This is a genomic window from Sphingomonas sp. (assembly GCF_017745215.1).
Lineage (GTDB): Bacteria > Pseudomonadota > Alphaproteobacteria > Sphingomonadales > Sphingomonadaceae > Sphingomonas.
In genome coordinates, this window is the sequence record NZ_JAGHZV010000010.1 from 109,921 (window position 1) to 130,702 (window position 20,782).

Below are 20,782 nucleotides of genomic sequence, written 5' to 3' on the forward strand. Positions count from 1 at the left end.
GCGCCTGTTACCCCGCCACCGCCGGCGCCGTGAGCGAAAATTTCGGGATCGCAACGTCGAACGCCGCGCCGTCCTCGGCGACCATGTGATAGCTGCCCTGCATGTTGCCCGTCGGCGTCGCGAGCGGGCAGCCCGACACATAGTCGAAGCTGCCGCCCGGCGCGATCATCGGCTGCTCGCCGACGACGCCCTCGCCCTCCACCGTGTGGCGGTGGCCGCGCCCGTCGGTGATGATCCAGTGGCGCGTGAGCAGCTGGACGGTCAGCTCGCTCTCGTTCTCGATGCGGATGTGATAAGCCCAGAACCAGCGCCCGCGCTGCGGCTCCGACTGTTCAGGCAGGTAGGACACCGATACGCGCACGGTGATGCCGCGGGTCTCCGCTTCCTCGCTGAACAGCGACTTCATCACGGCAAATTCCTCACTGCCAGTTGCTCAAAGGCCGACCTTGTCCAGCGCCTGGTCCAAGTCGTCGATCAGATCGTCGGCGTCTTCCAATCCTACATTTAGACGCAACATGCCTTCGGTCACGCCCATTTCGAGTCGTTTTTCTTCGGCGACACTCGAATGCGTCGTCGAAGCGGGGTGCGTCATCAGCGAGCGTGAATCGCCGATATTGTTCGAAATGTCGATCAGTCCCAGCGCGTCGAGCAGCCCGTGCGCCTGGGCGCGGCCGCCGTCGACCTCGAAGGAGAAGATCGGGCCGCACGCGCTCATCTGGCGCTTGGCCAGGTTGTGCTGCGGATGGCCGGGGAGCCCCGGATGGTTGATCCGCGGCACGCGCTTCTCGAGGAAGCTGCCGACCTTCAATGCATTCTCGCTCTGGCGGTTGATCCGCAGGTCGAGCGTCTCGAGCCCCTTGAGCACCACCCAGGCATTGAACGCGCTGAGCGTCGGCCCGGTGTTGCGAGTGAAGGGCAGCAGCACGTTGTTGATGAAGTCCGCTGTGCCGCAGACCGCGCCGGCGAGCACGCGGCCCTGGCCGTCCATCATCTTGGTCGCCGAATAGGCGACGACGTCGGCGCCGAAGTCGAGCGGGCGCTGGAGCACCGGCGTGGCGAAGGCATTGTCGACCACGCTGGTGATGCCGTGCTTTCGCGCGATGCCGCACACCGCTTCGAGGTCGACGATGTCCATCGTCGGATTGGCCGGCGTCTCGAAGAAGAAGAGCTTGGTGTTCGGGCGGATCGCGTCCTCGAACTGCTGCGGGTCGCGCGCGTCGACGATCGTCGTCTCGATCCCGAAGCGCGGAAGGAACGCATCGGTGAGCCAGCGGCACGAACCGAACGCAGCGCGGCCCTGGACGATATGGTCGCCCGCCGAGAGCTGGCAGAGCAGCGCCGCGGTCATCGCCGCCATGCCGGTCGCCATCGAGCGGCACGCCTCGGCGCCTTCGAGCAGCGCGATCCGCTCCTCGAGCATCTCGACGGTCGGGTTCTGGAGCCGCGAATAGGTCATGCCGACCTGCTCGCCCGCGAAGCGCGCGGCGGCGTCGCCGGCGCAGTCATAGGCGTAGCCCGAGGTGAGGAAGATCGCTTCGCTGGTCTCGCCCCATTCGGAGCGCGCGGTGCCGCCGCGCACCGCCTGGGTGGCGGGCTTCCAGCGCGTGGTGATGCTGCGGTCCTGTCCGGTATGGCGCTTCATGGGGTCCGCTTTGCGAGGCCGGGTGGCCGGCGTCAACCGTCGGGATGGATTGGATCGCGATGGCGGGACGCGAAACGATCCGCTATCCCCGCGCCATGACCGCCTGGCTCAAGTCGCTCAGCACTCGCCCCGTCACCGTCGCGCTGCTGATCGGGCTGGCGGCGGAGCTGCTCTTCGCCGTCCGCATCGGCTGGCCGACGCACCTGTTCTTCGACGAGGTCCATTACGTCCCCGCCGCGCAGAACCTCCTCGACCTCTCCGAGCCGCGCAACATCGAGCATCCGCTGCTCGGCAAGGAGCTGATCGCGCTCGGCATGGCGATCTTCGGCGACGATCCCTACGGCTGGCGGCTGGTCCCCAGCCTGTTCGGCAGCGCCACGGTGGTGGCGGGGTTCGCCTTCGTCTGGCTGCTCACGCGCAGGATGCGCCCCGCGGTGATCGCGGCGCTGCTGCTGGTGCTCAACCAGTTGCTCTTCATCCAGGCGCGGATTGCGATGCTCGACGTGTTCCTCGTCGCCTTCCTCTGCTGGGCAATGGTGCTGCTGCTCCGGGCGATGCACGGCCCGGCGAAGCAGGTGTTGTGGCGCTGGATCGCCGGAAGCGCGCTGCTCGGCCTCGCGGTCGCCGTCAAATGGGCCGCGGTCCCCTATGTCGCCTTCGCGGGCATGGCGTTCATCGTCCTGCGGATCGGCGAACATTGGGAGGTCAGTCCGCGTGGATTCGGCGACAGCTTCGCCAAGGCGCTCGGCGCCGCGCTGGCCGCGAAGGACCACCGCCGCTGGCCGGGCCTGCCGACGATCCGCGCGCTGCTGATCATGGCAGCGGTGAGCATCCCCCTCTATTTCCTGACCTTCCTCCCCGCCTTCTTCTATGAGCGCGATCCCATGACGCTCGCGCGGCTGATCCCCTTCCAGGGCGAGATGTACGCGCTCCAGACCCAGGTCCTCGCGCACCACACCTACCAGTCCGACTGGTGGAGCTGGCCGCTGATGATCCGGCCGATCTGGTATTTCTACGAGCTCGACGACGGCGCGCAGCGCGGGGTGCTGCTGATCGGCAATCCGGCGATCATGTGGGGCGGGCTGGTCGCGGTGCTCGCCTGCTTCTGGGCGGGCCTGCGCGACGGCGCCGCCAAGCCGCTTGCGATGGCGCTGCTGTGGACCGCGTCGGTCGCGATCTTCATCGTCATCCCCAAGTCGCTGGGCTTCTATTATTATTACTACCCCTCGGCGATCTTCCTCTGTTTCGCGCTGGCGCTGGCGTTCGACCATTACGAGGCCGGGCACCGGCGCTACTGGGCCGAGTGGTTCCTCGCGGTGTCGTTCCTGCTGTTCCTCTACTTCTACCCGATCCTCTCCTCGATGCCGCTGTCGGACACGATGGCGTTCGAGAAATGGACCTGGTTCAACAGCTGGCGGTGATGGGTATGGACGAGCATATCGCGCTGCGCTTCGACTGGGACGAGGTCGACGAGCGCCCGATAACCGACATCCTCGGCCTCAACGCGATGACCCTGAGCGACGGCTCGGCCGTTTGGGATTCGGTGGCGATCTGCCTTGACGGCTGGGCTGTCGTGTTGAGGGTGGAACCCAACACGGACGAAGTGATCGTCGAGCGCGGCGCAATACCGGAAGGTGACGGTTGGCGCAGCATCCCCTCCTTCGCCTTCGCGCGGGGCGATCATCTCGGATGGAGCTGGGTCGGGATCAACTCCCAGGGTTATAAGGACAGCTTCACGATTGCCTTCAGCGGACGCAGCCCGCAGGCGCTTGATCCCAGGTGCATGTTCGTTGCAGTGGCGTCTGCTCTCTCGTGCTACGACCTGACGCTGCGCTACGCCTAATACCGCCCCCAGGTGAAGCGCGAGGACAGGGCATAGTTCCACACCGCTGCCACCGCGATCCCCGCCAGCGCCGACAAGCGCCAGTCGCCGTGCTCGACGTTGAACAGGAAGCCCGCGACGCCGACGTTGGCGATCGCGCCCACCGCGCAGACGAGGCAGAAGCTCGCCCAGCCGCCGAGCAGCGCGCGGACGCCCTTGAGGCGCTGCTCGCGATAGGTCAGCGCATTGTTGAGGAAGAAGTTGAAGGTCATCGCCACTGCGGTCGCGGCGATGGTGCCGGTGAGGAAGGTCAGCCCGCCCAGGCGGAACAGCGCGGTCAGCACCGTGAAATGGACGACCGCGCCCATCGCCCCGATCGCCGCGAACATCGCGAAGCGCACCGGCACGACCCGCCCGAAGCGCCGGTCGTAGAGCGCGATCAGATATTCGAGCGCGACGAAGTAATCGAGCTTGCTCTCGCCTGCCTCGCGGGTGCGGAAGACGTAGGGAAGCTCGAGCACCTTCAGGGGCCGCGGCGCGGCGGTGAGGATGTCGAGCAGGATCTTGAAGCCGATTCCCGACAGTTTCGGCACGAGTTCGCGCACGATCCCCGTGCGGATCATGAAGAAGCCGCTCATCGGGTCGCTGAGCTCGACCTGGAGGATCTGCTGCGAGAGCCGCGTCGCAAAGGCCGACTTGGCGACGCGATCGCGGTCCCAGTCGCCCGTCCCGCCGCCATCGACGAAGCGCGAGCCGACCACGACGTCGAGCCCGGCATCGGCCTGGAGCGCGTCGAGCATCCTGGGCAGCAGCGTCTCGTCATGCTGCATGTCGCCGTCGATCACCGCGACCACGGGCGCGGCGGTCGCGCACATCCCCTCGATGCACGCGGTCGAGAGCCCGCGGCGGCCAATGCGCTGGATCACGCGGATGCGCGCGTCGGCGCGCGCCAGCTCGCGCGCGGCATCGGCAGTGCCGTCGGGGCTGTTGTCGTCGACGAAGATCGCTTCCCAGGCGCGCCCGGCCAGCGCTGCATCGAGCGCCGCGACCAGCCGCGGCACGTTGGCGAACTCGTTGAAGGTGGGAATTACGACGGCAAGCTCGAGCGCGCTCACACGAGTTCCTTGAGGATGGCGTCGCCCATCGCCCGGGTGGAGAGCTCGCCCCCGAGATCGGCAGTGCGCGCCCCGCCCGCGATCGCCGCGCCCACCGCGCGCTCGATCCGCGCCGCCGCCTCGTCGTTCGACAGCGAGTGGCGCAGCAGCATCGCCGCCGAAAGCACCGCCGCGCACGGATTGGCCTTGCCCTGCCCCGCGATGTCCGGCGCCGAGCCGTGGATCGGCTCGTACATGCCGTTCGCCCCGCGCCACGCGTTGAGCGAGGCCGAGGGCAGCATCCCGATCGAGCCCGCGCACATGCTCGCCTGGTCCGAGAGGATGTCGCCGAAGAGGTTGCCGGTGACGATCACGTCGAAGTCCGAGGGGCGTCGCACGAGCTGCATCGCGGCATTGTCGACGTACATGCAGGTGAAGTCGACGTCCGGATAATCGAGCGCGACTTCGTTCATCACGTCGCGCCACAGCTGCGAGGTCTCCAGCACGTTCGCCTTGTCGACCGAGCAGAGCTTCTTGCGGCGGCGCTTGGCCATTTCGAAGCCGACGCGCGCGATGCGCTCCACTTCGGCTTCGTTGTAGCTCATGATGTCGAAGCCCTGGCGGAGGCCATCGTGATTGGTGCGGCGGCCCTTCTCGCCGAAATAGACGTCGCCGGTCAGCTCGCGGACGATGACGAGGTCGAGGCCCCGGACGATCTCGGGCCGGAGCGGCGAGGCGGCCTCGAGGCCCGCGAACAGCGTCGCCGGGCGGATGTTGGCGAAGAGCTGGAGCTCGCGGCGGATGCCGAGCAGCGCGGCCTCGGGGCGCAGCCGCCGCTCGAGCGCGTCGAACTTGGGGTCGCCCACCGCGCCGAACAGCACTGCGTGCGCGCGCTTGGCGAGTGCGAGCGTCTCGGGCGGGAGCGGCCGGCCGGTCGCGAGATAGGCGGCGCCGCCGACGGGCGCTTCCTCGAAGCTCAGGTCGAGGTTCAGGGCCTCGAGCACGCGCCGCGCCTCGGCGGTGACTTCGGGGCCGATGCCGTCGCCGGCGAGCACTGCAATCAGCGGCATTCTTCTTCCTTCTTGAGCCCTCCCCTTCAGGGGAGGGGCTTAAGAAGCGCCATTACCGCGCCGCGCGGGTTACGCAACCGCCCGCTTCAGCCGCTCGACCAGCCGCGCGCGCGCGGGGAGGACATCGGCCGCCTTGCCGATCAGCAGGTCGCGCTCGAGGAAATGGCCCGAAAGCCTGAGCCCCTCGAGGATCTCGCGCCACTCGCCCGCGCCGCCTTCGACCAGGAATCGCGGCAGCGGCAACAGCCTGGCCTCATAGCCGGCCGCGCCCGAGCGGCTGACCGCGACGCCGCTCTTCGGGCTGACGAAGGCGAGGTCGTCGTTGGCGCCGGTCGCGGCGCAATGGCTGAGGTCGAGCCCGAAGCCGAGCTCGGCGAGCAGCAGCAGCTCGTAGCGGACCAGCGCCACTGCCCAGCCGCGCGCCGCCGGCGCCGCCTCGATCGCGCCGAGCATCCCGTCGAGCGCGTCGTGGAGCCGCGGATAGGGCTGGCCCTCGGGCAGCACCGCCGCGGTGAGCGCGGTCACCCACTCCAGCGCAGCGGCGGGGAGCGGCTCGCGGTAGAGCGGCGCGCGGCTGTGGATCAGCTCGACCGTCAGCCCGGGCAATTGCTCCTCGGTCCGCGCGCGCCATTCGCCGAGGATCAGGTTCGCCGGCTGGAGCACCGGCTTGAGCGCGCGAGACCGCCCGCCGCGGACATAGCCGGGCTGGAGCCCGTTCTCGGCGGTGAGCGCACGCACGATCGCGCCATGCTCGCCATGCGCGCGAACCGCGAGGAGGATGGCTTCGGCGCGGAGGTGCATCGCGCCGCTCTAGCCGCTCTGCCCCGGCTGAGGCCAGCCCGCCCCTTGTCTCCGCCTGCCATGCCGGAGATAACACTCGGGACCGCCCAGCAGGAGCATCGCCATGATCGCGCTCGCCATCCTCGCACTGGCCTTCCAGGATGAGACGAGGCCGCTCATCACCTTTTCGAAATCGACGATGCTCGGGACCGTCCAATATGAGGTCACGATCGGCGAGTCCGCTTCGTCCGGTCCCGATCACGTCTATTGGTTTCGCGTCGTGCGGATGCGCAACGACAAGGTCGCCGACACGCGCTGGACCGACAGCACGCGCTGTCCGGGCGGCGCGCAGGTGCTCCGCAGCCTCGCCGACAAGGCGGCGATGTTGCGGCGCGAAGGCTCCGGCGGGAGCGGGTCCGGCGGCGACGGCTCGGGCAGGGACCGCTATGCGCTGGAAGGGCTCTCCGGCGCGCCCTTCGACCTCGGCGGCGTCAGGCTCGAGGATGCCCGGGATTCGCCGCTCGGCGACTGGATCAACGACAGCCTCGATCAGCTGAGCTTCTGCGGCTGAGGTTCTAGCCCCGCCGCACCTTCTTCGCGAGCTTCCCCAGCCCGGCGCGCTGCGTCGCGCGCTTGGCCAGCGCCACGCTCGCGTTGAATCCGCCCAGCGCCAGCGTGGTCAGCCGGTTCGCCAGGCTGGGGCGAAGCAGCAGCAGGTCGGCGCAGGCGACGCCGGCGGTGGCGAAGGTGCGCTTGTGCTGGCCCTCGCCCTCGGTGAAGTCGAAGCGGAGGAAGCGATCCTCGAACAGCTCGCGGAATGCCTCGAGCTGGAGCACCTGGCCGGGCGAGAGCTCGTTGAACGCCGGGTCGTGGCCGACATGCGCATAGATCACGACACCGTCGACCACCGGGCAATAGAGATAGGCCGCGGGCTCGCCGCCGATGTGGAGCAGCCAGGCGCGGGCTTCGTCGGCCGCGCCCTTGGCCGCCATCTCGGCTAGGAACTCGGGGCTGTCGGGCAGGCCCGAGCCGAGCAGCCGCTCCTGATAGGTGCGCAGCGAGATGCGCCGCGCGATGTCGTGGAAGGCCTCGAGCTCGGCGGGGGTGCGATAGGCGCGGATGTCGAGGTCGCCGCCGCTCTCCGATGCGATCTTGCGCGCCTTGCGGCGGAGCTGCTGGCGGGTGTTCGACGAAAGCCCCTCGAACCAGGCGTCGAAGCCGCCGTGGAGCTCGGTGTAATGGCGCGTGTAGCGCTGGCGCACGAAGGGCAGCATGCCCCCCGAGGCATAGACGAGCGCCTCGATCCGGTCCTCGGGCAGCGAGGTGATCGTATAGCCGTGCGCGTCGCGCGGCAGCGGCGGGAGCGCGGGGAGCCGGCCCTCGCGGGCGTCGTCGAGGCTCAGCGACACGCGGACCAGCGCGCGCTGGATCGCCATCACCGTGCGCGCGCCGATCTCGAACTTGAGCGGCACCCGCTTGGCCTGTACGGGCACGGGCGCGGCCAGCGGCACCGGCGCGGCGGCGGCGACGTCGCTCATCGCGTTCATGCCGCGCGCTCCTCGACGAGGTTCGACCACAGCTGCTCGGCGCGGCGCAGGCTGGTGCGGATCACGCTGGGCGCGAGCGGGCGGTCGTCCTGGTCGAGCGCGAGCACCGGGCGGTCGGCGAAATGGCAGGTCTCGAGGTGGAGGCGGCGCTCGTCGAGCATCGAGCAGAGTTGCGTGAAACGGCCGGCGTGCACCGCATTCGCGCGCGTGCCGGCGCGGTTGGCGAGCTCGAAGCTGTGCCCGACGATCGTCACCGCGGCATGGCGCTCGCGCATCGCATGATCGAGCGCGGCGGCCATCTCGCCGGCCGAGAGCGCGCAGATCTGGAAATGGCGCAGGTGGCCGCGGACGTCCTCGATCAGCGTCACCGGTACTTCGGTGAGGCCGCGATGCGCGATCGGCGCGATCCGTTCGCGCGGGAGCCCGACCGCGCTCGGCCAGGGGTGTTCGGCGCCATTGTGGCTGCTGTCATAGGCGAAGCCGAGCTCGGCGAGCGCGGAGAGGGTGTCGTCGCTCGCGGCATAGCTGCCCGCGCGGAAGGCGACCGGCTCGGGCGCGCCGGCGGCGGTGAGCATGTCCGAAGCGGCGGCGATCAGCTCGACCTGCTCGGCGAGGCTGTATTCGGCCATCGCGAAGGCGGCATGCCCCGCGCCGCCGTCGCCGGCCCTGGCCTGGGTCCAGTTGGGATGGAGGTGGAGCTGCGCTTCCTGCCCCGCGTCGAGCACGGCGTGGACGATCCGCTTCACCCAGTCGAGGCCGTAGACCATCGCCGGCATCGGATCGACGAAGAAGGTCGCCTTGAGATCGTGGCGGCGCAGCTGCGCGAGCTGCCAGGCGAGGCCCACGCCCGCCGGCTCGATCGAACGCTCGACGATGGTGGCCGCGTCGAGCCCGGCGACATGGTGGCGCCAGGTCAGCTCGGTATCGATCGTGAGGAACACGCGCGTCGGCATGGCGACGTCCGATAACGCGGCGGAATGAAGATTTCCCGAATCGCTGCGGGCTTGGCTTTGCGCGCGGTCGTGTTACGCTCGGCGAATGTCGATACTTTACTGGATGTTGATGGCGCTGGCGCCCTGGGTTCCGGGCGGCCAGTCGGCCGATGCGGGACGGCTCACGGTGCACAAGCCCGAGCTCTGCCGAACGCTGGCGGGGCGCGGACAGCCGACGCCGCAGGCCACGCCGAGCCCTTCGGCCACCCCTGCGCCGCGGTGCAAGTCGGGGCGGCTGATGGTGCCGAAGCCGAAGGTGAAGGCAAACTAGGCTCGAACCGCACCAACTAAAATCGTCATCCCCGCGAAAGCCGGGATGACGGTTGTTGGACTCGACGCCCGATTGATCTCAGCCGCCCAGCGCTCGCCCCGCCACGGCATCGAGCTTCCTGAGCAGCTCCGGATCACGCACATGCGGTGCCGTGATCAGCGCGGTGTCGAGGCAGGTGTCGATCGGGCTCGCGGGCCGCTCCTCGGGCAGGTTGCGCAGCAGGCGCATCACCATCGCGCGCGCCTTCTCGGCATTGGCCGAGAGCTGGGCGATCACCTGCGCGACGTCGACCGCTTCCTCGCCTTCGCGCCAGCAGTCATAGTCGGTGACCATGCCGACGAGCGCGTACGGCAGCTCGGCCTCGCGCGCGAGCTTGGCCTCGGGCATCGCGGTCATGCCGATGATGTCGCAGCCCCAGCTGCGGTAGAGATGGCTCTCGGCACGCGTCGAGAATTGCGGGCCTTCCATCGCGAGATAGGTGCCGCCCTCATGCACCGTCGCACCCGCGGCGCGCGCGGCTTCGGCGGCGAGCGACGAGAGCCGCGCGCACACCGGGTCGGCCATCGAGACGTGCGCGACCATGCCGCTGCCGTAGAAGCTCGACGGGCGGCCCTTGGTGCGGTCGATGAACTGGTCGGCGATGGTGAAGGTGCCCGGCGCGCGTTCTTCCGCCAAGCTGCCGACCGAGGAGACCGCGAGCACGTCGGTCACGCCCAGCCGCTTGAGCACGTCGATATTGGCGCGCGCGTTGAGCTCGGAGGGGCTGACCCGATGCCCGCGGCCGTGGCGCGGCAGGAACACCACGCGCACATGGCCGACGCGGCCGACGAAGCAATCGTCCGAGGGCTGGCCCCAGGGGCTGTGGACCTCTTCCCAGGCGCCGTTCTCGATCCCCTCGACGTCGTAGAGTCCCGATCCGCCGATGATCCCGATCGTCCAGCCGCCCATGATGCACTCCTCCTACGCGGCGAGCGCCTTGCTCGCACCGTGGCGCGCATAGGCGAAGTAGACCGCGAGACCCAAGAGGTTCCACACGCCGAACGCGATCTGCGTCTGGTGCGGCAGGCTGATGAAGAGGTAGAGGCAGCCGAGCGCGCCGCCGATCCCCACCGGCCAGGCGAGCGGCGTGCGGAACGGCCGCTTTGCCCCCGGCGCGCGGACGCGCATCACCAGCATGCACACCGCCACCGCGACGAAGGCGGTGAGCGTCCCCGCATTGGCGAGCGCGGCGATCTGGTCGATCGGGAAGAAGCCCGCGAAGAACGCGACCACCGCGGCGGTGAACAGCGTGATCCGCACCGGGGTCCCGCGCGCCGAGACGCGCGCGAGGCTTTGCGGCAGCAGCTGGTCGCGCGCCATTACGAAGAAGATCCGGCTCTGGCCGAAGAGGAAGGCGAGGATCACCGTCGGCAGCGCGATCACCGCGCTCGCCGCGAGGAAGGTCGCCGCGCCCGGCTGGCCGATCCCGCGCAGGATCAGCGCCAGCGGCTCGGGGCTGTCGGCGAAGCGCGTGTAGCTGAGCGCGCCGACCGCGGTGATCGCCACGACCATGTAGATGGCGACGCACACCAGCATCGATCCGACGATCCCGATCGCGAGGTCGCGCGCGGGGTTCTTGGCTTCCTCCGCCGCGGTCGAGATCGCGTCGAAGCCGTAGAAGGCGAAGAAGATGATCGCCGCCGCCGCCATCACCCCGCGCTCGGCGCCCTCCGGCGTGGTGTGCTTGGCGAAGCCGAAGGGCGCGAAGGGCTCGAGGTTGTGCGGATCGAAATGAGGCAAGGCGACCGCGACGAAGACGACGAGCGCAACCAGCTTCACCACGACGAGGATCGCGTTGAGCGTCGCGCTCTCGCGCGTGCCGAGGATCAGCAGCCCGGCGACCACCGCGACGATGAACAGCGCGGGGACGTTCACGCCCCATTCGACGATATGCCAGTCCCTGCCGATCGCACCGGCGACCACCGGGCCATGGCTCAGCGCCGCGGGCAAGTGCACCCCCAGCCCGTCGAGGAAGCCGTGCGCATAGCCCGACCAGCCGACCGCCACCGCGCCCACGACCAGCGTATATTCCGCGAGCAGGCTCCAGCCGACCACCCAGGCGGGCAGCTCGCCGAGCACCGAATAGCTGTAGGTATAGGCGCTGCCCGAGGCGGGGATCATCGTCGCCATCTCGGCATAGGCGAGCGCGGCGCAGGCGCAGATCGCCCCCGCCACCACGAAGGAGAGGATCACCGCAGGCCCGGCGCGGTCGGCGCCGACGCCGATCAGCGTGAGGATTCCCGTGCCGACGATCGCGCCGACGCCGAGCGCGACCAGATGCGGCCAGGACAGGCTCGGCTGGAGGCGGTGGTGCTCGGGCTGCTCATGCGCCGCGACGACAGGCTTCAGGCGAAACAGGCTGGCCAATTCACGCTCCCCCAAGGATCAGGGAAGCAGCCTAGGATCGCGGCGCGCTCAGAGCAACGTCGTCAGTTGAAGCTGGCGCGCAGCCTCGCCTTGCCGCCCGCCACCGTGGTGCGGTCGAGGAACAGCACCGCATCGCCGAACGCGGGGTGGCGCATCTCGTAGAGCCGCCCGCCCTCGAGCGCGCCGGCCGCGTCCATCTCGAACAGCGCCGTGAAGCTGTAGCGCCGACCGCTCGCCCTTGGACTGCGCATGTCGTGCACCGCCTTGACGGCGAGCAGCGTGATCGGCGCCGGGCCGTTCTCGCCCGTCACCGTGAAGCGCTGGCCCACCTGCTTCTCCCATTGCGCGGCATCCTGGTGCGCGAAGGCAGGCGGAACCGCGAAGGACGCGACGGCGGGAAGCGTGGCCGCGAGCGCGGCACCCTTCATCATCGCGCGCCGCGAAGGCACAATCGTCTCGATCATTGATGATCCCCCATCAATTCCCGGTCTCACTCCCGATGAGTCCAGAATGGAATGAATGCTGGACCCGTTGTCGGGGTCCGTCAATCATTCAGGGAATCATTTCGCGGGACAGGCAGCGCCGCTCGCGACCCAGGCCTTGGTCAGCTCGCCGAACTGCGCCTGCGTGCCGGGCGCAGGCGCGCGGCCGGCGCCGGGGTTCCACGCCCAGCCGACGAGGCTGTCATGCGCATTATGCTCGACGATCTGGGTGAGCGTCTTGCCGCCGTTGCGTGCCTTGTCCTTGATCTGCTCGCAGATCTCGCCGAGCGATTTCCCCTGCCATGCCATCGACTTGGGCGCGAGGTGCCATTCGGGATGACCCGGGATGCTGCCGGTGCCGTTGGCGAACTCGACGTTCGCGGGACCGTGGCAGGTGGTGCACTCCATCCCCGGCGCGCCGTGCCCGTCGGGGCCGCGCGTCACCGGCGGATAATGCTGGTCCATGTCGTTGCCCTGGGTCGGGCTGTCGGTGCGCGGGTGGCAGTTCATGCAGCGCGGATGCGCGATGACCTTGCCCATCTCGACGAAGATCGCCGCCGAGCGCGCCTGCGCATCGCGAATCGACTCGAAGTCGGCGGCGGGCCGCAGCCCCGCGACTCCGTCCGCCGCGGCGGCGAGCGCCACCGGCATGGCGAGCGCAAGCGCGCCCAGAGCGATCGTTCCCGCCTTCATGCGCGTCCTCCCACCGCGAAGGGCAGGCGCCTCACCGGCCGCCCCGTGATCTTCCGCCAGGCATTCGCCACCGCCGGCCCCAGCGGCGGCAGCCCCGGCTCGCCGACGCCGGTCGGCCGCTCGCTCGACTTGACGATCGCGACTTCGACTTCGGGCATCTCGTGAATGCGGAGCGACCGGTAGCGGTCGAAATTGCCCTGGCTCACCACCCCGCCCTCGCCGAGCAAGATCTCGGCATAGAGGATATGGCCCAGGCCATAGCCGATGCAGCTCTCCATCTGCGCGCGGATGACATTGGGGTTCACCGGCACGCCGCAATCGACCGCGCACCAGACCTTGTGGACCTTGGGCAGCCCGTCCGCGCCCTTCGAGATTTCGGCGACCTGCGCGACATAGGAGCCGAAGCTCTTCCACGCCGCGATCCCGCGCGCGCGGCCCTCGGGCAGCTTGGCGCCCCAGTTCGCGATTTCGGCCGCCTTGCGGAGCACGGCCTTCAGCCGCTCCTCCTTCATCAGCGCCGCGCGGCCCTCGACCAAATCCTTGCCGCCCGCCTCGAGCAGCTGGTCGATCATCGTCTCCATCACATAGGCGGTATGGGTGTTGCCCACCGAGCGCCACCAGAGCACGGGCACCTGGCCCGGCATGATGTGCTGGCCCAGGTAGAAGTTGGGCAAATGATAGCCTTCGCCGATGCCTTCGGTGATCGATCCGTCGATGCCGTTCTGCACGCCCATCGCTTCCATCGGCGTGCCGACGAACGCCGATTGCGCCGCGACGACATGATCCCAGCCGACGATATTCCCTGCGGGATCGAGCCCGCCGCGCACCGTGTGGACGACGAGCGGGCGATAAAATCCCCCGCGAATGTCGTTCTCGCGCGTCCAGACGTGCTTGACCGGCCCCTTGCCCCAGGCCTTGAACACGTTCGCCGCCTCGGTGGCGAACTCCATCCCCGGCGTCGCGCGGCGGCCGAAGCTGCCGCCCGCGAACAGCTGGTGGAGCGTCGCCTTCTCGATCGGCACGCCCAGCGTTCCCGCGATCGCGCGCATCTCGCCGGTCTGGAACTGGCTGCCGATCCACACGTCGAGCTTGTCGCCCTGCATCTCGATCACCGCGTCGAGCGTCTCCATCGGCGCGTGCGCGAGATAGGGGAAGCAATAGACTGCCTCGATCTTCTTCGCCGCGCCCTTGAGCGCGGCCTGGCTGTCGCCTTCCTTCTCGACCTGCTTGCCCGGCTCCTCGGTCTTTTCGGCGAACTGCGCGTAGAGCTCGTCGCTCGAGCGCTTCTCGGCCCTGGACAGGTCCCAGTCGACATCGAGCGCAGCGCGGCCGCGCATCGCTGCGAAGGTGTCCGAGGCATAGACCGCGACACCCGAGGGCACGGTCTTGACGGCGAGCACGCCCGGCACCGCCATCGTCGCCTTGTCGTTGACCGACTTGACCTTGCCGCCGAACAAAGGCGCGTGGAGGATCGCGCTGTGCACCATGCCGGGGCGGCGGATGTCCATCGCGAAGACCGCTTCGCCCCGGGTCTTGGCGCTGCTGTCGACCTTGGGGACGTCGGTGCCGATCAGCGTCCATTGCCCGGGGGTCTTGAGCACCGGCTTGGCGGGCGGGCTCAATTGCGCCGCGTCGGCCGCGAGCTCGCCGAAGCTCGCCTTGTTCGTGCCGTGGCTGACCACGCCCTTGGCGACCTTGACCTCGCCCGCTGCCACGCCCCAACGCTTCGCCGCCGCCTCGGCCAGCATCGCGCGAGCACTCGCTCCGGCGTTGCGCAGCTGGTCCCAGCTGTTGGCGATCGACGAGGAGCCGCCGGTGCCCATGATCCCGAAGGCGAGGTTCTTGTAGAGCGCGTCGTTGGCGGGCGAGAATTCGATGCGGACCTGGCTCCAGTCGGCGTCCATCTCGTCGGCGACGATCGTCGCGAGCCCGGTGGCCGGGCCCTGGCCGAACTCGACATGCTTGATGATCACCGTCACCAGATCGTCGGGCGAGACGCGGACGAAGGCGTTGGGCGCGAAGGGCGCGGCGCCGCCGTCGGCCGCGGCCATCTTCGCCATCGCGCCGCCCGCGGGCAGCACCAGCCCGAAGACGAGGCTCGACGATTGGAGGAAGGCGCGGCGGGTGGGCGTGACTGCGTTCATCGCTTCAGCCCTCCATCGCCGCGGCGGCGTCATGGATCGCCTGGCGGATGCGGACATAGGTGGCGCAGCGGCAGATATTCCCCGCCATGCCATGGTCGATGTCGGCGTCGCTCGGCTTCTTGACCTGCTTGAGCAGCCCGATCGCCGACATCACCTGCCCCGACTGGCAGAAGCCGCACTGCGGCACGTCGATCGCGACCCAGGCCTTCTGCACCGCCTTGGCCTCGGGTCCCTCGACGCCTTCGATCGTGGTGACCTTGCGGCCCTTCACCATCGCGACGGGCGTGATGCACGAGCGGCGGTTCTTGCCGTCGAGATGCACGGTGCACGCCCCGCATTGCGCGACGCCGCAGCCATATTTGGTACCGGTGAGGCCCAGATGGTCGCGCAGCACCCAGAGCAACGGCGTCTCGGGATCGCCGTCGAAGGTCGCGGGCTTGCCGTTGAGCGTGAAGTCGGTGGCCATGGGTGTCTCCTCCCATCGAGGCTCGTCGTTGAACGCAGCATAGCGACGGAAGGGCTCAGGCGCGAAACGAAAAATCGGAGCCAAAGGTCGACCTGGATTCGATCCGCACTAGATTGAGCCGAGCCGTCGTCCCGGCAAAAGCCGGCCGGCTCGGCCGGCAGGTTGCAATATTGGAATTGAGGCGCGAGGCTGGGCATTGCTCTTTCGCATCGTCGGTCCACCGCAGCACGCATCCAGAGGCCAGCGCACGTTTGCCGATGCCGAACGGCATTTTTCGACATTGTCGGTGTCAACCGTGTAAACTGTATTATCTCGACAATACAGTCGAGCACTTTCCCCTCCGGCGGTCGATCAAAGCTCCGCCCAGTCGATCGGCGCATGCCGGTCAAGCGTGCGCGAGCGATCGGGCAGCGGGTATTTGAGCCCCGTCGCGCAGTTGAACAGCAGCACGGTCTCCTGCGGCCCGACCAGCCCCTGCGCCATCGCTTCACGCCACGCCGCCAGCGTCGCGCCGCCTTCGGGGCAGAGCAGCAGCCCGTCCTGCCGCGCGGCATCGTCGACCGCCTGCTCGATCGCCGCGTCGCTCACTGCACAAGCGAACCCGCCGCTCTCGCGCACCGCGTCGAGGATCAGGAAGTCGCCGACCGCCTGGGGCACGCGGATGCCCATCGCGATCGTGTGCGCATCCTCCCAGCGCGTCGCGTGGCGCTCGCCCGCCGCCCAGGCGCGGACGATCGGCGCGCAGCCCTCGGCCTGGACCGCGACCATCCTGGGCCGCTTGGGCCCGATCCAGCCGAGCGCCTCCATCTCGGCGAAGGCCTTCCACATGCCGATGAGACCTGTCCCGCCGCCGGTGGGATAGAAGATGACATCGGGCAGTTCCCAGCCGAGCTGCTCGGCGAGCTCGAGCCCCATCGTCTTCTTGCCCTCGATCCGATAGGGCTCCTTGAGCGTCGAGAGATCGAACCAGCCGCGCTCCTTCGCGCCCTGGCCCACCAGCTTGCCGCAATCGTCGATATAGCCGTTGACGCGATAGACGCGCGCGCCCTGCGCGGCGATCTCGCGGACGTTCACTTCGGGCGTATCGGCGGGGCAGAAGATCACCGCCTCCATCCCCGCGCGGGCGGCATAGGCGGCCGCGGCGGCGCCGGCGTTGCCGTTGGTCGGCATCGCGATCGTGGTGACGCCGAGCTCCTTGGCCATCGCCACCGCCATCACCAGCCCGCGCGCCTTGAACGATCCGGTGGGCAGCCGGCCTTCGTCCTTCACCCAGAGGTTGGGTGCGCCCAGGGCGCCGCCGACCGTGGGCAGCGGGACGATCGGCGTCATCGTCTCGCCCAGGCTCACGATGTTGCGCGCGTGGCGGACGGGGAGCAGCTCGCGATAGCGCCACAGGTCGGCGGGGCGATCGGCAAGGGTGCCGGGGTTCAGCGCCGCGCCCGCCGCGGCAAGGTCGTAGCGAACGAGCAGCGGCCGCCCGGCCTTCGACAGGCCATGGAGCCGGTCCGCCTCGTAGCGCTCGCCGGTCAGCGAGCATTCGAGATGGGTGACGAAGGTCGGGCGTTCGGCGGTGAGATTGGCGTCGTGGTGCATGGGGTGGGCTTAGCGACTCCGCGCGCCGCCACCAACCGCTCAGCCCCCCACAGTCGTCATCCCGGCGAAAGCCGGGACCCAGGGCAGCGAGCCGTGTCGCTCGTGGCCCAGGGTCCCGGCTTTTGCCGGGATGACGGTTGGAATGAGGCCGGGGTTACGGCCGGAATGGGTTTCATCGATGCCGTACGCCCCTAAGCGAACAGCTCGCGGTCCTTGATCGCGCGCGGGTCGCTCCAGTCGCGCGCCCACCAGGCCTCCTCGCCGGCGGCTGGCGGCCGCTTGAGCGTCAGCTTGCCCGCTCCGCTCGCCTTGCGCTCCTTCAGCGCCGCGCGGAACTGGTAATGGTCGACCATCCGCACCGCTTCGATCATATAGCTCGTCGCCACGCGGCGATCGCGGACCAGCGCGACATTGTCGCCGTTCGATCCGTCCGCCGCCTTCGACATGTTGTACGAGCCCAGATAGACGCGCGCGTCGGGCGTGTCGAAATCGATGACGATGAACTTGTGGTGCATCCGCGTGCCGACATTGCCCGCGAGCCCCGTCGGCTCGGCGCGGAACGGGAAGGGCACGTTCTTGTCGAGCACCGCGACATAGGTCGGCGGCAGGTTCGAGCTGCCGACCGCGACCTTCACGCCCGCGCGCGCATCCGAGATGCCGGCGACGAACACCGAGTCATGTCCGCTGCGCTCCGCGATCGCGTCGCGGATCACGCCCGGGGTGATCGCGAGGAAGGCGAGCGAATAGAAGAGCGAGGATCGCGCGCTGGCCACGTCCGCGCCGATTCCCGCGAGCACGCTGTTCGACTTGCCGTGCGGCGAGAAGGTGATCTTCGCGTCGATATCGCCGAGCCCCAGATCCTGCCAACCCGCGGCGGGGGTTCCGGGGAAGCCGGCGGGGGCGCTCCAATAGGCTTCGAAAGCGTCCTTGAACACCTTCACCGCCGCAGCCCCGTCGACCACCATGACGTTGTTCGACTGCACGAACAGCCCGCGCCAGCTCATGTTGGTCGAGCCGCAGAGCACGCGCTGCACGGTCGGGCCGTCGACCCAGATCGTCTTGTTGTGCTGGAGCTTGCCCATCGCCTGGCGGACCACGGGGATGCCCGCGTCCTCGAGCGCCTTCGCCGCTTCGTCCTCGGCGCCGCCCTCATGGTCGTCCGAATTGTCGATGATCACGCGGACGCGGCCGGCGAGCTGCTTGATCCGGTCGACCGCCTCGGGAAGGTTGAAGTCGAACGCGACGACGCCGACCTGCGCGCCCGCATCCGCGATCGCGTCGTCGAGCAGCTTCATCATCGCCGCGCGCGCCTCGAAACCCATCCAGCCATAGGCCTCCTCGGCCTTGGGATGAGTCGCCTTGAAGGTCATGCCGTCGTCGGCGTTCATCGGCAGCAGCGTGTCGAGCGGTCCCGATTGGCCGTAATAGTCGACGAACGCCTGCGACGAGACGAAGCCGCGGGTGAAGGCGATGTTGAGCTCGCCGGGATAGGTCTCGCGCGCGAGCGCCAGCGCCGCCTGCTGCGCGGTGCCGTAGCGCAGCGACCCGTCGGGGTTCATGAACACCGGGGTGACGCGGTAGCTGTAATCGCCGGGCAGGTCGGCGTTGCGCGGGAAATGGACCCAGCGGAACTTCTGGATCGGCGCGACCATCGTCGAATAATTGGGCGGACGCCCGGCGCTCGGCGTGGTGCCGGCGTTGCCGTCGAAGGTCAGCCGGTTCTTGACGTCGAAATAGTGGCTGCTCCCCGGCTCGGCATATTGGAGCGCGAAGCCGACGAAATCGGCGGGCGGTGGTCCGCCCTTCCAGTTCATCGCGACGAGCACCATGCCTTCGCCGCGATGGATCCGCAGCGCGAACTCGGCTTCCGCCACCGCGCCATCGACCGAACACTCGCCAGCCATATCGCCCTCCCCCGGGGAAGGCCCACCTTAGCATCGCGCCGCGCCGCGCGCAGCGGTTGATCATTCCTATTCGGAGCGATCCTCGCCTATTTGCCGCAGCCGACGATCTTCGCCGCAGCTTCCGAATTGTCGACCTTGGCGCCCTGGTCGACCTGATAGAGCTGCGGCCAATATTTGCCCGTGACGAACAGGCGCTTGCCCGCCGCGTCCCAGGCGATGCCGTTGGCGACGGCGTCAGGATCGGCGTCCTTCGGGCCGAGCGCGCTCACGTCGAGGAAGCTCTTCACCTGGCCGGTCGCGGGATCGATCTGCGCGATCAGGCTGGTCTGCCAGATGTTCGCATAGATCTCGCCATTCACCCACTCGAGCTCGTTGAGGTATTTGACCGGGCAGCCGCCCGCGGTGACGCTGAGCGTGCCGGTCTGCTTGAGCGTCTCGGGATCGAGGAAGCGCAGCGTCGGCGTGCCGTCGCTCAGGATCAGCCGCTTGCCGTCCTGCGTCATCCCCCAGCCCTCGCCCTGGTAGCTGAAGCTGTCGCGCAGCGCGAAGTCCTTGAGATTGTAGACGAAGCCGGTCTTGTCCTTCCAGGTCACCTGGATGAGCCTGTCCTTCCAGGGGACGATGCCCTCGCCGAAATAGGGGGGCTGGAGCGCCGAATCGAGCAGCACTTCGCCGGTCTCGAGCTTGGTCTTGCGCACCCCCGAGGCACCGACCTCGCCGGTGCTTTCGTAGAAGATCCCGTCCTGGAAGAAGAGCCCCTCGGTGAAGGCCTGCGGATCGTGCGGCAGCTGCTTGACCACGCGGACGGCGTAGACCGGCGGCGTGCTCGGCGCGCGCAGGAAGAGCCACCAGGCCACGACTGCGATCGCCAGGATCGCACCGGCCAGGATCAAGATATTGCGCCGCGACTTCAGCATGCTGCGATCTCCCTCGCCGCGCTTATGGCGGGCAGCGAAAGCGTCGCCAAGGGGCCGCGCTGGAAAAGACGAGTGCTCGACAAGGCGAACGCGACGCGCCCTCGGGTTCCCCTCGGTGGGTTCCCCTCGGTCGTCATTCCGGCGAAAGCCGGAACCCAGGGCAGCAAGCGACCTCGCCGGTGACCCTGGGTCCCGGCTTTCGCCGGGATGACGGTTGTTGGAATGGATTGGCGTTTCGGAGCCTTCGCGCCGGACCGCAACGCCCGGACACGACAAAATCCGCCGATCCGGGGCCTGACGAGCGACTGCGCGAGCAGGGTTCGCCCGGACCGCGGACACGAAAAAAGGCGCCGCGAGGCGCCTTGCTTGGGTTGGTTGCGGGGACAGGATTTGAACCTGTGACCTTCAGGTTATGAGCCTGACGAGCTACCGGACTGCTCCACCCCGCGCCAATACGGGTGCCCTCCGCGAAGGGCGACAATGTGAATGGGTTTTTCCTGATGCACCGGCTGCAATGCCTGGCGACGACCTACTCTTCCAGTGCTTGAGCAATAGTACCATCGGCGCTGTCTGGTTTCACGGCCGAGTTCGAGATGGGATCGGGTGGGTCACAGACGCTATGGTCACCAAGCAATGAAGCCGGTGCAGCAGGAAATTTTTCAAATCGATGCACATTTACAGGTGAGTTTCTCACCCGATCAACGTCAGCGGACCGATAGGCCCAGAGCTGTCGTTGATGGTGGGACTCATCAAGCGCGAAAAGAGCAATTAGGACTGGTTAGCTCCATGCGTTACCGCACTTCCACATCCAGCCTATCAAGGTCGTGGTCTACGACCGCTCGATGAAATCTTATCTTGAGGGAGGCTTCCCGCTTAGATGCTTTCAGCGGTTATCCCGTCCATACATAGCTACCCTGCTGCGCCGTTGGCACGACGACAGGTACACCAGAGGTATGTTC

General features: G+C 68.4%; 21 protein-coding genes, 1 tRNA gene and 2 rRNA genes. 4 read left to right on the plus strand and 20 right to left on the minus strand.

From position 1 onward, the window contains the following. Positions 1-7: 7 nt before the first annotated feature. The gene (gene apaG, locus J7495_RS12280) at positions 8-406 is read right to left on the minus strand and encodes a Co2+/Mg2+ efflux protein ApaG (protein ID WP_294056799.1); all 399 of its coding nucleotides are present in this window, start codon (positions 404-406) and stop codon (positions 8-10) included. A gap of 27 nt (positions 407-433) precedes the next feature. Beyond that, a complete protein-coding gene (locus J7495_RS12285) occupies positions 434-1,642 on the minus strand; it encodes an aminotransferase class I/II-fold pyridoxal phosphate-dependent enzyme (RefSeq protein WP_294056800.1) in 1,209 nt (402 codons plus the stop codon). Positions 1,643-1,701: 59 nt separating this feature from the next. On the opposite strand from J7495_RS12285, the gene J7495_RS12290 reads away from it, so the two are divergent. Together J7495_RS12290 and J7495_RS12295 are read left to right on the plus strand one after the other, a co-directional pair. Further along, a complete protein-coding gene (locus tag J7495_RS12290) occupies positions 1,702-3,063 on the plus strand; it encodes a phospholipid carrier-dependent glycosyltransferase (RefSeq protein WP_294056801.1) in 1,362 nt (453 codons plus the stop codon). Then, complete coding sequence (locus tag J7495_RS12295; protein WP_294056802.1) at positions 3,036-3,485, plus strand: DUF6334 family protein; 450 nt, start codon at positions 3,036-3,038, stop codon at positions 3,483-3,485. Before J7495_RS12290 ends, J7495_RS12295 begins: the two co-directional genes overlap by 28 nt. Here J7495_RS12295 and J7495_RS12300 read toward each other — a convergent pair. The 3 genes from J7495_RS12300 to recO form a co-directional block, all read right to left on the minus strand. Continuing rightward, positions 3,482-4,579, minus strand: coding sequence for a glycosyltransferase family 2 protein (locus J7495_RS12300; RefSeq protein WP_294056803.1), 1,098 nt, complete (start codon positions 4,577-4,579; stop codon positions 3,482-3,484). The genes J7495_RS12295 and J7495_RS12300 overlap by 4 nt on opposite strands. After that, on the minus strand, positions 4,576-5,628 hold the full coding sequence (gene leuB, locus J7495_RS12305) for a 3-isopropylmalate dehydrogenase (RefSeq protein WP_294056805.1): 1,053 nt from the start codon (positions 5,626-5,628) through the stop codon (positions 4,576-4,578). Before leuB ends, J7495_RS12300 begins: the two co-directional genes overlap by 4 nt. Before the next feature lie 69 nt (positions 5,629-5,697). After that, a complete protein-coding gene (gene recO / locus J7495_RS12310) occupies positions 5,698-6,429 on the minus strand; it encodes a DNA repair protein RecO (RefSeq protein ID WP_294056807.1) in 732 nt (243 codons plus the stop codon). A gap of 103 nt (positions 6,430-6,532) precedes the next feature. Here recO and J7495_RS12315 point away from each other — a divergent pair, with 103 nt between their 5' ends. Next, complete coding sequence (locus J7495_RS12315; protein WP_294056808.1) at positions 6,533-6,979, plus strand: hypothetical protein; 447 nt, start codon at positions 6,533-6,535, stop codon at positions 6,977-6,979. Positions 6,980-6,983: 4 nt separating this feature from the next. On the opposite strand, the gene J7495_RS12320 is transcribed toward J7495_RS12315, so the two are convergent. Both J7495_RS12320 and J7495_RS12325 read right to left on the minus strand, forming a co-directional pair. After that, positions 6,984-7,955 carry a GNAT family N-acetyltransferase gene (locus tag J7495_RS12320; protein ID WP_294056809.1) on the minus strand — a complete coding sequence of 324 codons (972 nt, stop codon included), beginning with the start codon at positions 7,953-7,955 and terminating at the stop codon, positions 6,984-6,986. Then, positions 7,952-8,908: a polysaccharide deacetylase gene (locus J7495_RS12325; protein ID WP_294056811.1), complete on the minus strand. Its 957-nt coding sequence runs from the start codon at positions 8,906-8,908 to the stop codon at positions 7,952-7,954. Before J7495_RS12325 ends, J7495_RS12320 begins: the two co-directional genes overlap by 4 nt. Positions 8,909-8,993: 85 nt before the next feature. On the opposite strand from J7495_RS12325, the gene J7495_RS12330 reads away from it, so the two are divergent. Next, entirely contained in the window at positions 8,994-9,218 is a 225-nt protein-coding gene (locus tag J7495_RS12330) for a hypothetical protein (protein ID WP_294056812.1), read from the plus strand. Positions 9,219-9,296: 78 nt separating this feature from the next. Here J7495_RS12330 and J7495_RS12335 read toward each other — a convergent pair whose 3' ends face one another. The 13 genes from J7495_RS12335 to J7495_RS12395 all read right to left on the minus strand — a co-directional run. Further along, entirely contained in the window at positions 9,297-10,166 is an 870-nt protein-coding gene (locus J7495_RS12335) for an S-methyl-5'-thioadenosine phosphorylase (RefSeq protein ID WP_294056813.1), read from the minus strand. 12 nt (positions 10,167-10,178) lie between these two features. After that, positions 10,179-11,624, minus strand: a complete 1,446-nt coding sequence (locus J7495_RS12340; protein WP_294056814.1) for an amino acid permease — start codon at positions 11,622-11,624, stop codon at positions 10,179-10,181. 62 nt (positions 11,625-11,686) lie between these two features. Then, positions 11,687-12,088: a hypothetical protein gene (locus J7495_RS12345; RefSeq protein ID WP_294056816.1), complete on the minus strand. Its 402-nt coding sequence runs from the start codon at positions 12,086-12,088 to the stop codon at positions 11,687-11,689. 96 nt (positions 12,089-12,184) lie between these two features. Beyond that, on the minus strand, positions 12,185-12,799 hold the full coding sequence (locus J7495_RS12350) for an Isoquinoline 1-oxidoreductase subunit (RefSeq protein ID WP_294056817.1): 615 nt from the start codon (positions 12,797-12,799) through the stop codon (positions 12,185-12,187). Then, a complete protein-coding gene (locus J7495_RS12355) occupies positions 12,796-14,943 on the minus strand; it encodes a molybdopterin cofactor-binding domain-containing protein (RefSeq protein WP_294056818.1) in 2,148 nt (715 codons plus the stop codon). The genes J7495_RS12350 and J7495_RS12355 overlap by 4 nt, the downstream gene beginning before the upstream one ends. A 4-nt stretch (positions 14,944-14,947) precedes the next feature. Beyond that, positions 14,948-15,409: a (2Fe-2S)-binding protein gene (locus J7495_RS12360; RefSeq protein WP_294056820.1), complete on the minus strand. Its 462-nt coding sequence runs from the start codon at positions 15,407-15,409 to the stop codon at positions 14,948-14,950. A 55-nt stretch (positions 15,410-15,464) separates the two neighbouring features. Beyond that, a complete protein-coding gene (locus tag J7495_RS12365) occupies positions 15,465-15,680 on the minus strand; it encodes a hypothetical protein (protein ID WP_294056822.1) in 216 nt (71 codons plus the stop codon). Positions 15,681-15,760: 80 nt separating this feature from the next. Further along, positions 15,761-17,002, minus strand: a complete 1,242-nt coding sequence (locus J7495_RS12370; RefSeq protein WP_294056823.1) for a threonine synthase — start codon at positions 17,000-17,002, stop codon at positions 15,761-15,763. Between the two features lie 191 nt (positions 17,003-17,193). Then, on the minus strand, positions 17,194-18,906 hold the full coding sequence (locus J7495_RS12375; RefSeq protein ID WP_294056824.1) for a phospholipase D-like domain-containing protein: 1,713 nt from the start codon (positions 18,904-18,906) through the stop codon (positions 17,194-17,196). A gap of 86 nt (positions 18,907-18,992) precedes the next feature. Then, positions 18,993-19,823: a glutaminyl-peptide cyclotransferase gene (locus J7495_RS12380; RefSeq protein ID WP_294056825.1), complete on the minus strand. Its 831-nt coding sequence runs from the start codon at positions 19,821-19,823 to the stop codon at positions 18,993-18,995. A gap of 372 nt (positions 19,824-20,195) precedes the next feature. Next, positions 20,196-20,272: transfer RNA gene (locus J7495_RS12385), tRNA-Met, on the minus strand. Positions 20,273-20,339: 67 nt separating this feature from the next. After that, a 5S ribosomal RNA gene (gene rrf / locus J7495_RS12390) occupies positions 20,340-20,454 on the minus strand. A 118-nt stretch (positions 20,455-20,572) separates the two neighbouring features. Then, positions 20,573-20,782: ribosomal RNA gene (locus J7495_RS12395) — 23S ribosomal RNA — on the minus strand; the annotation flags it as partial.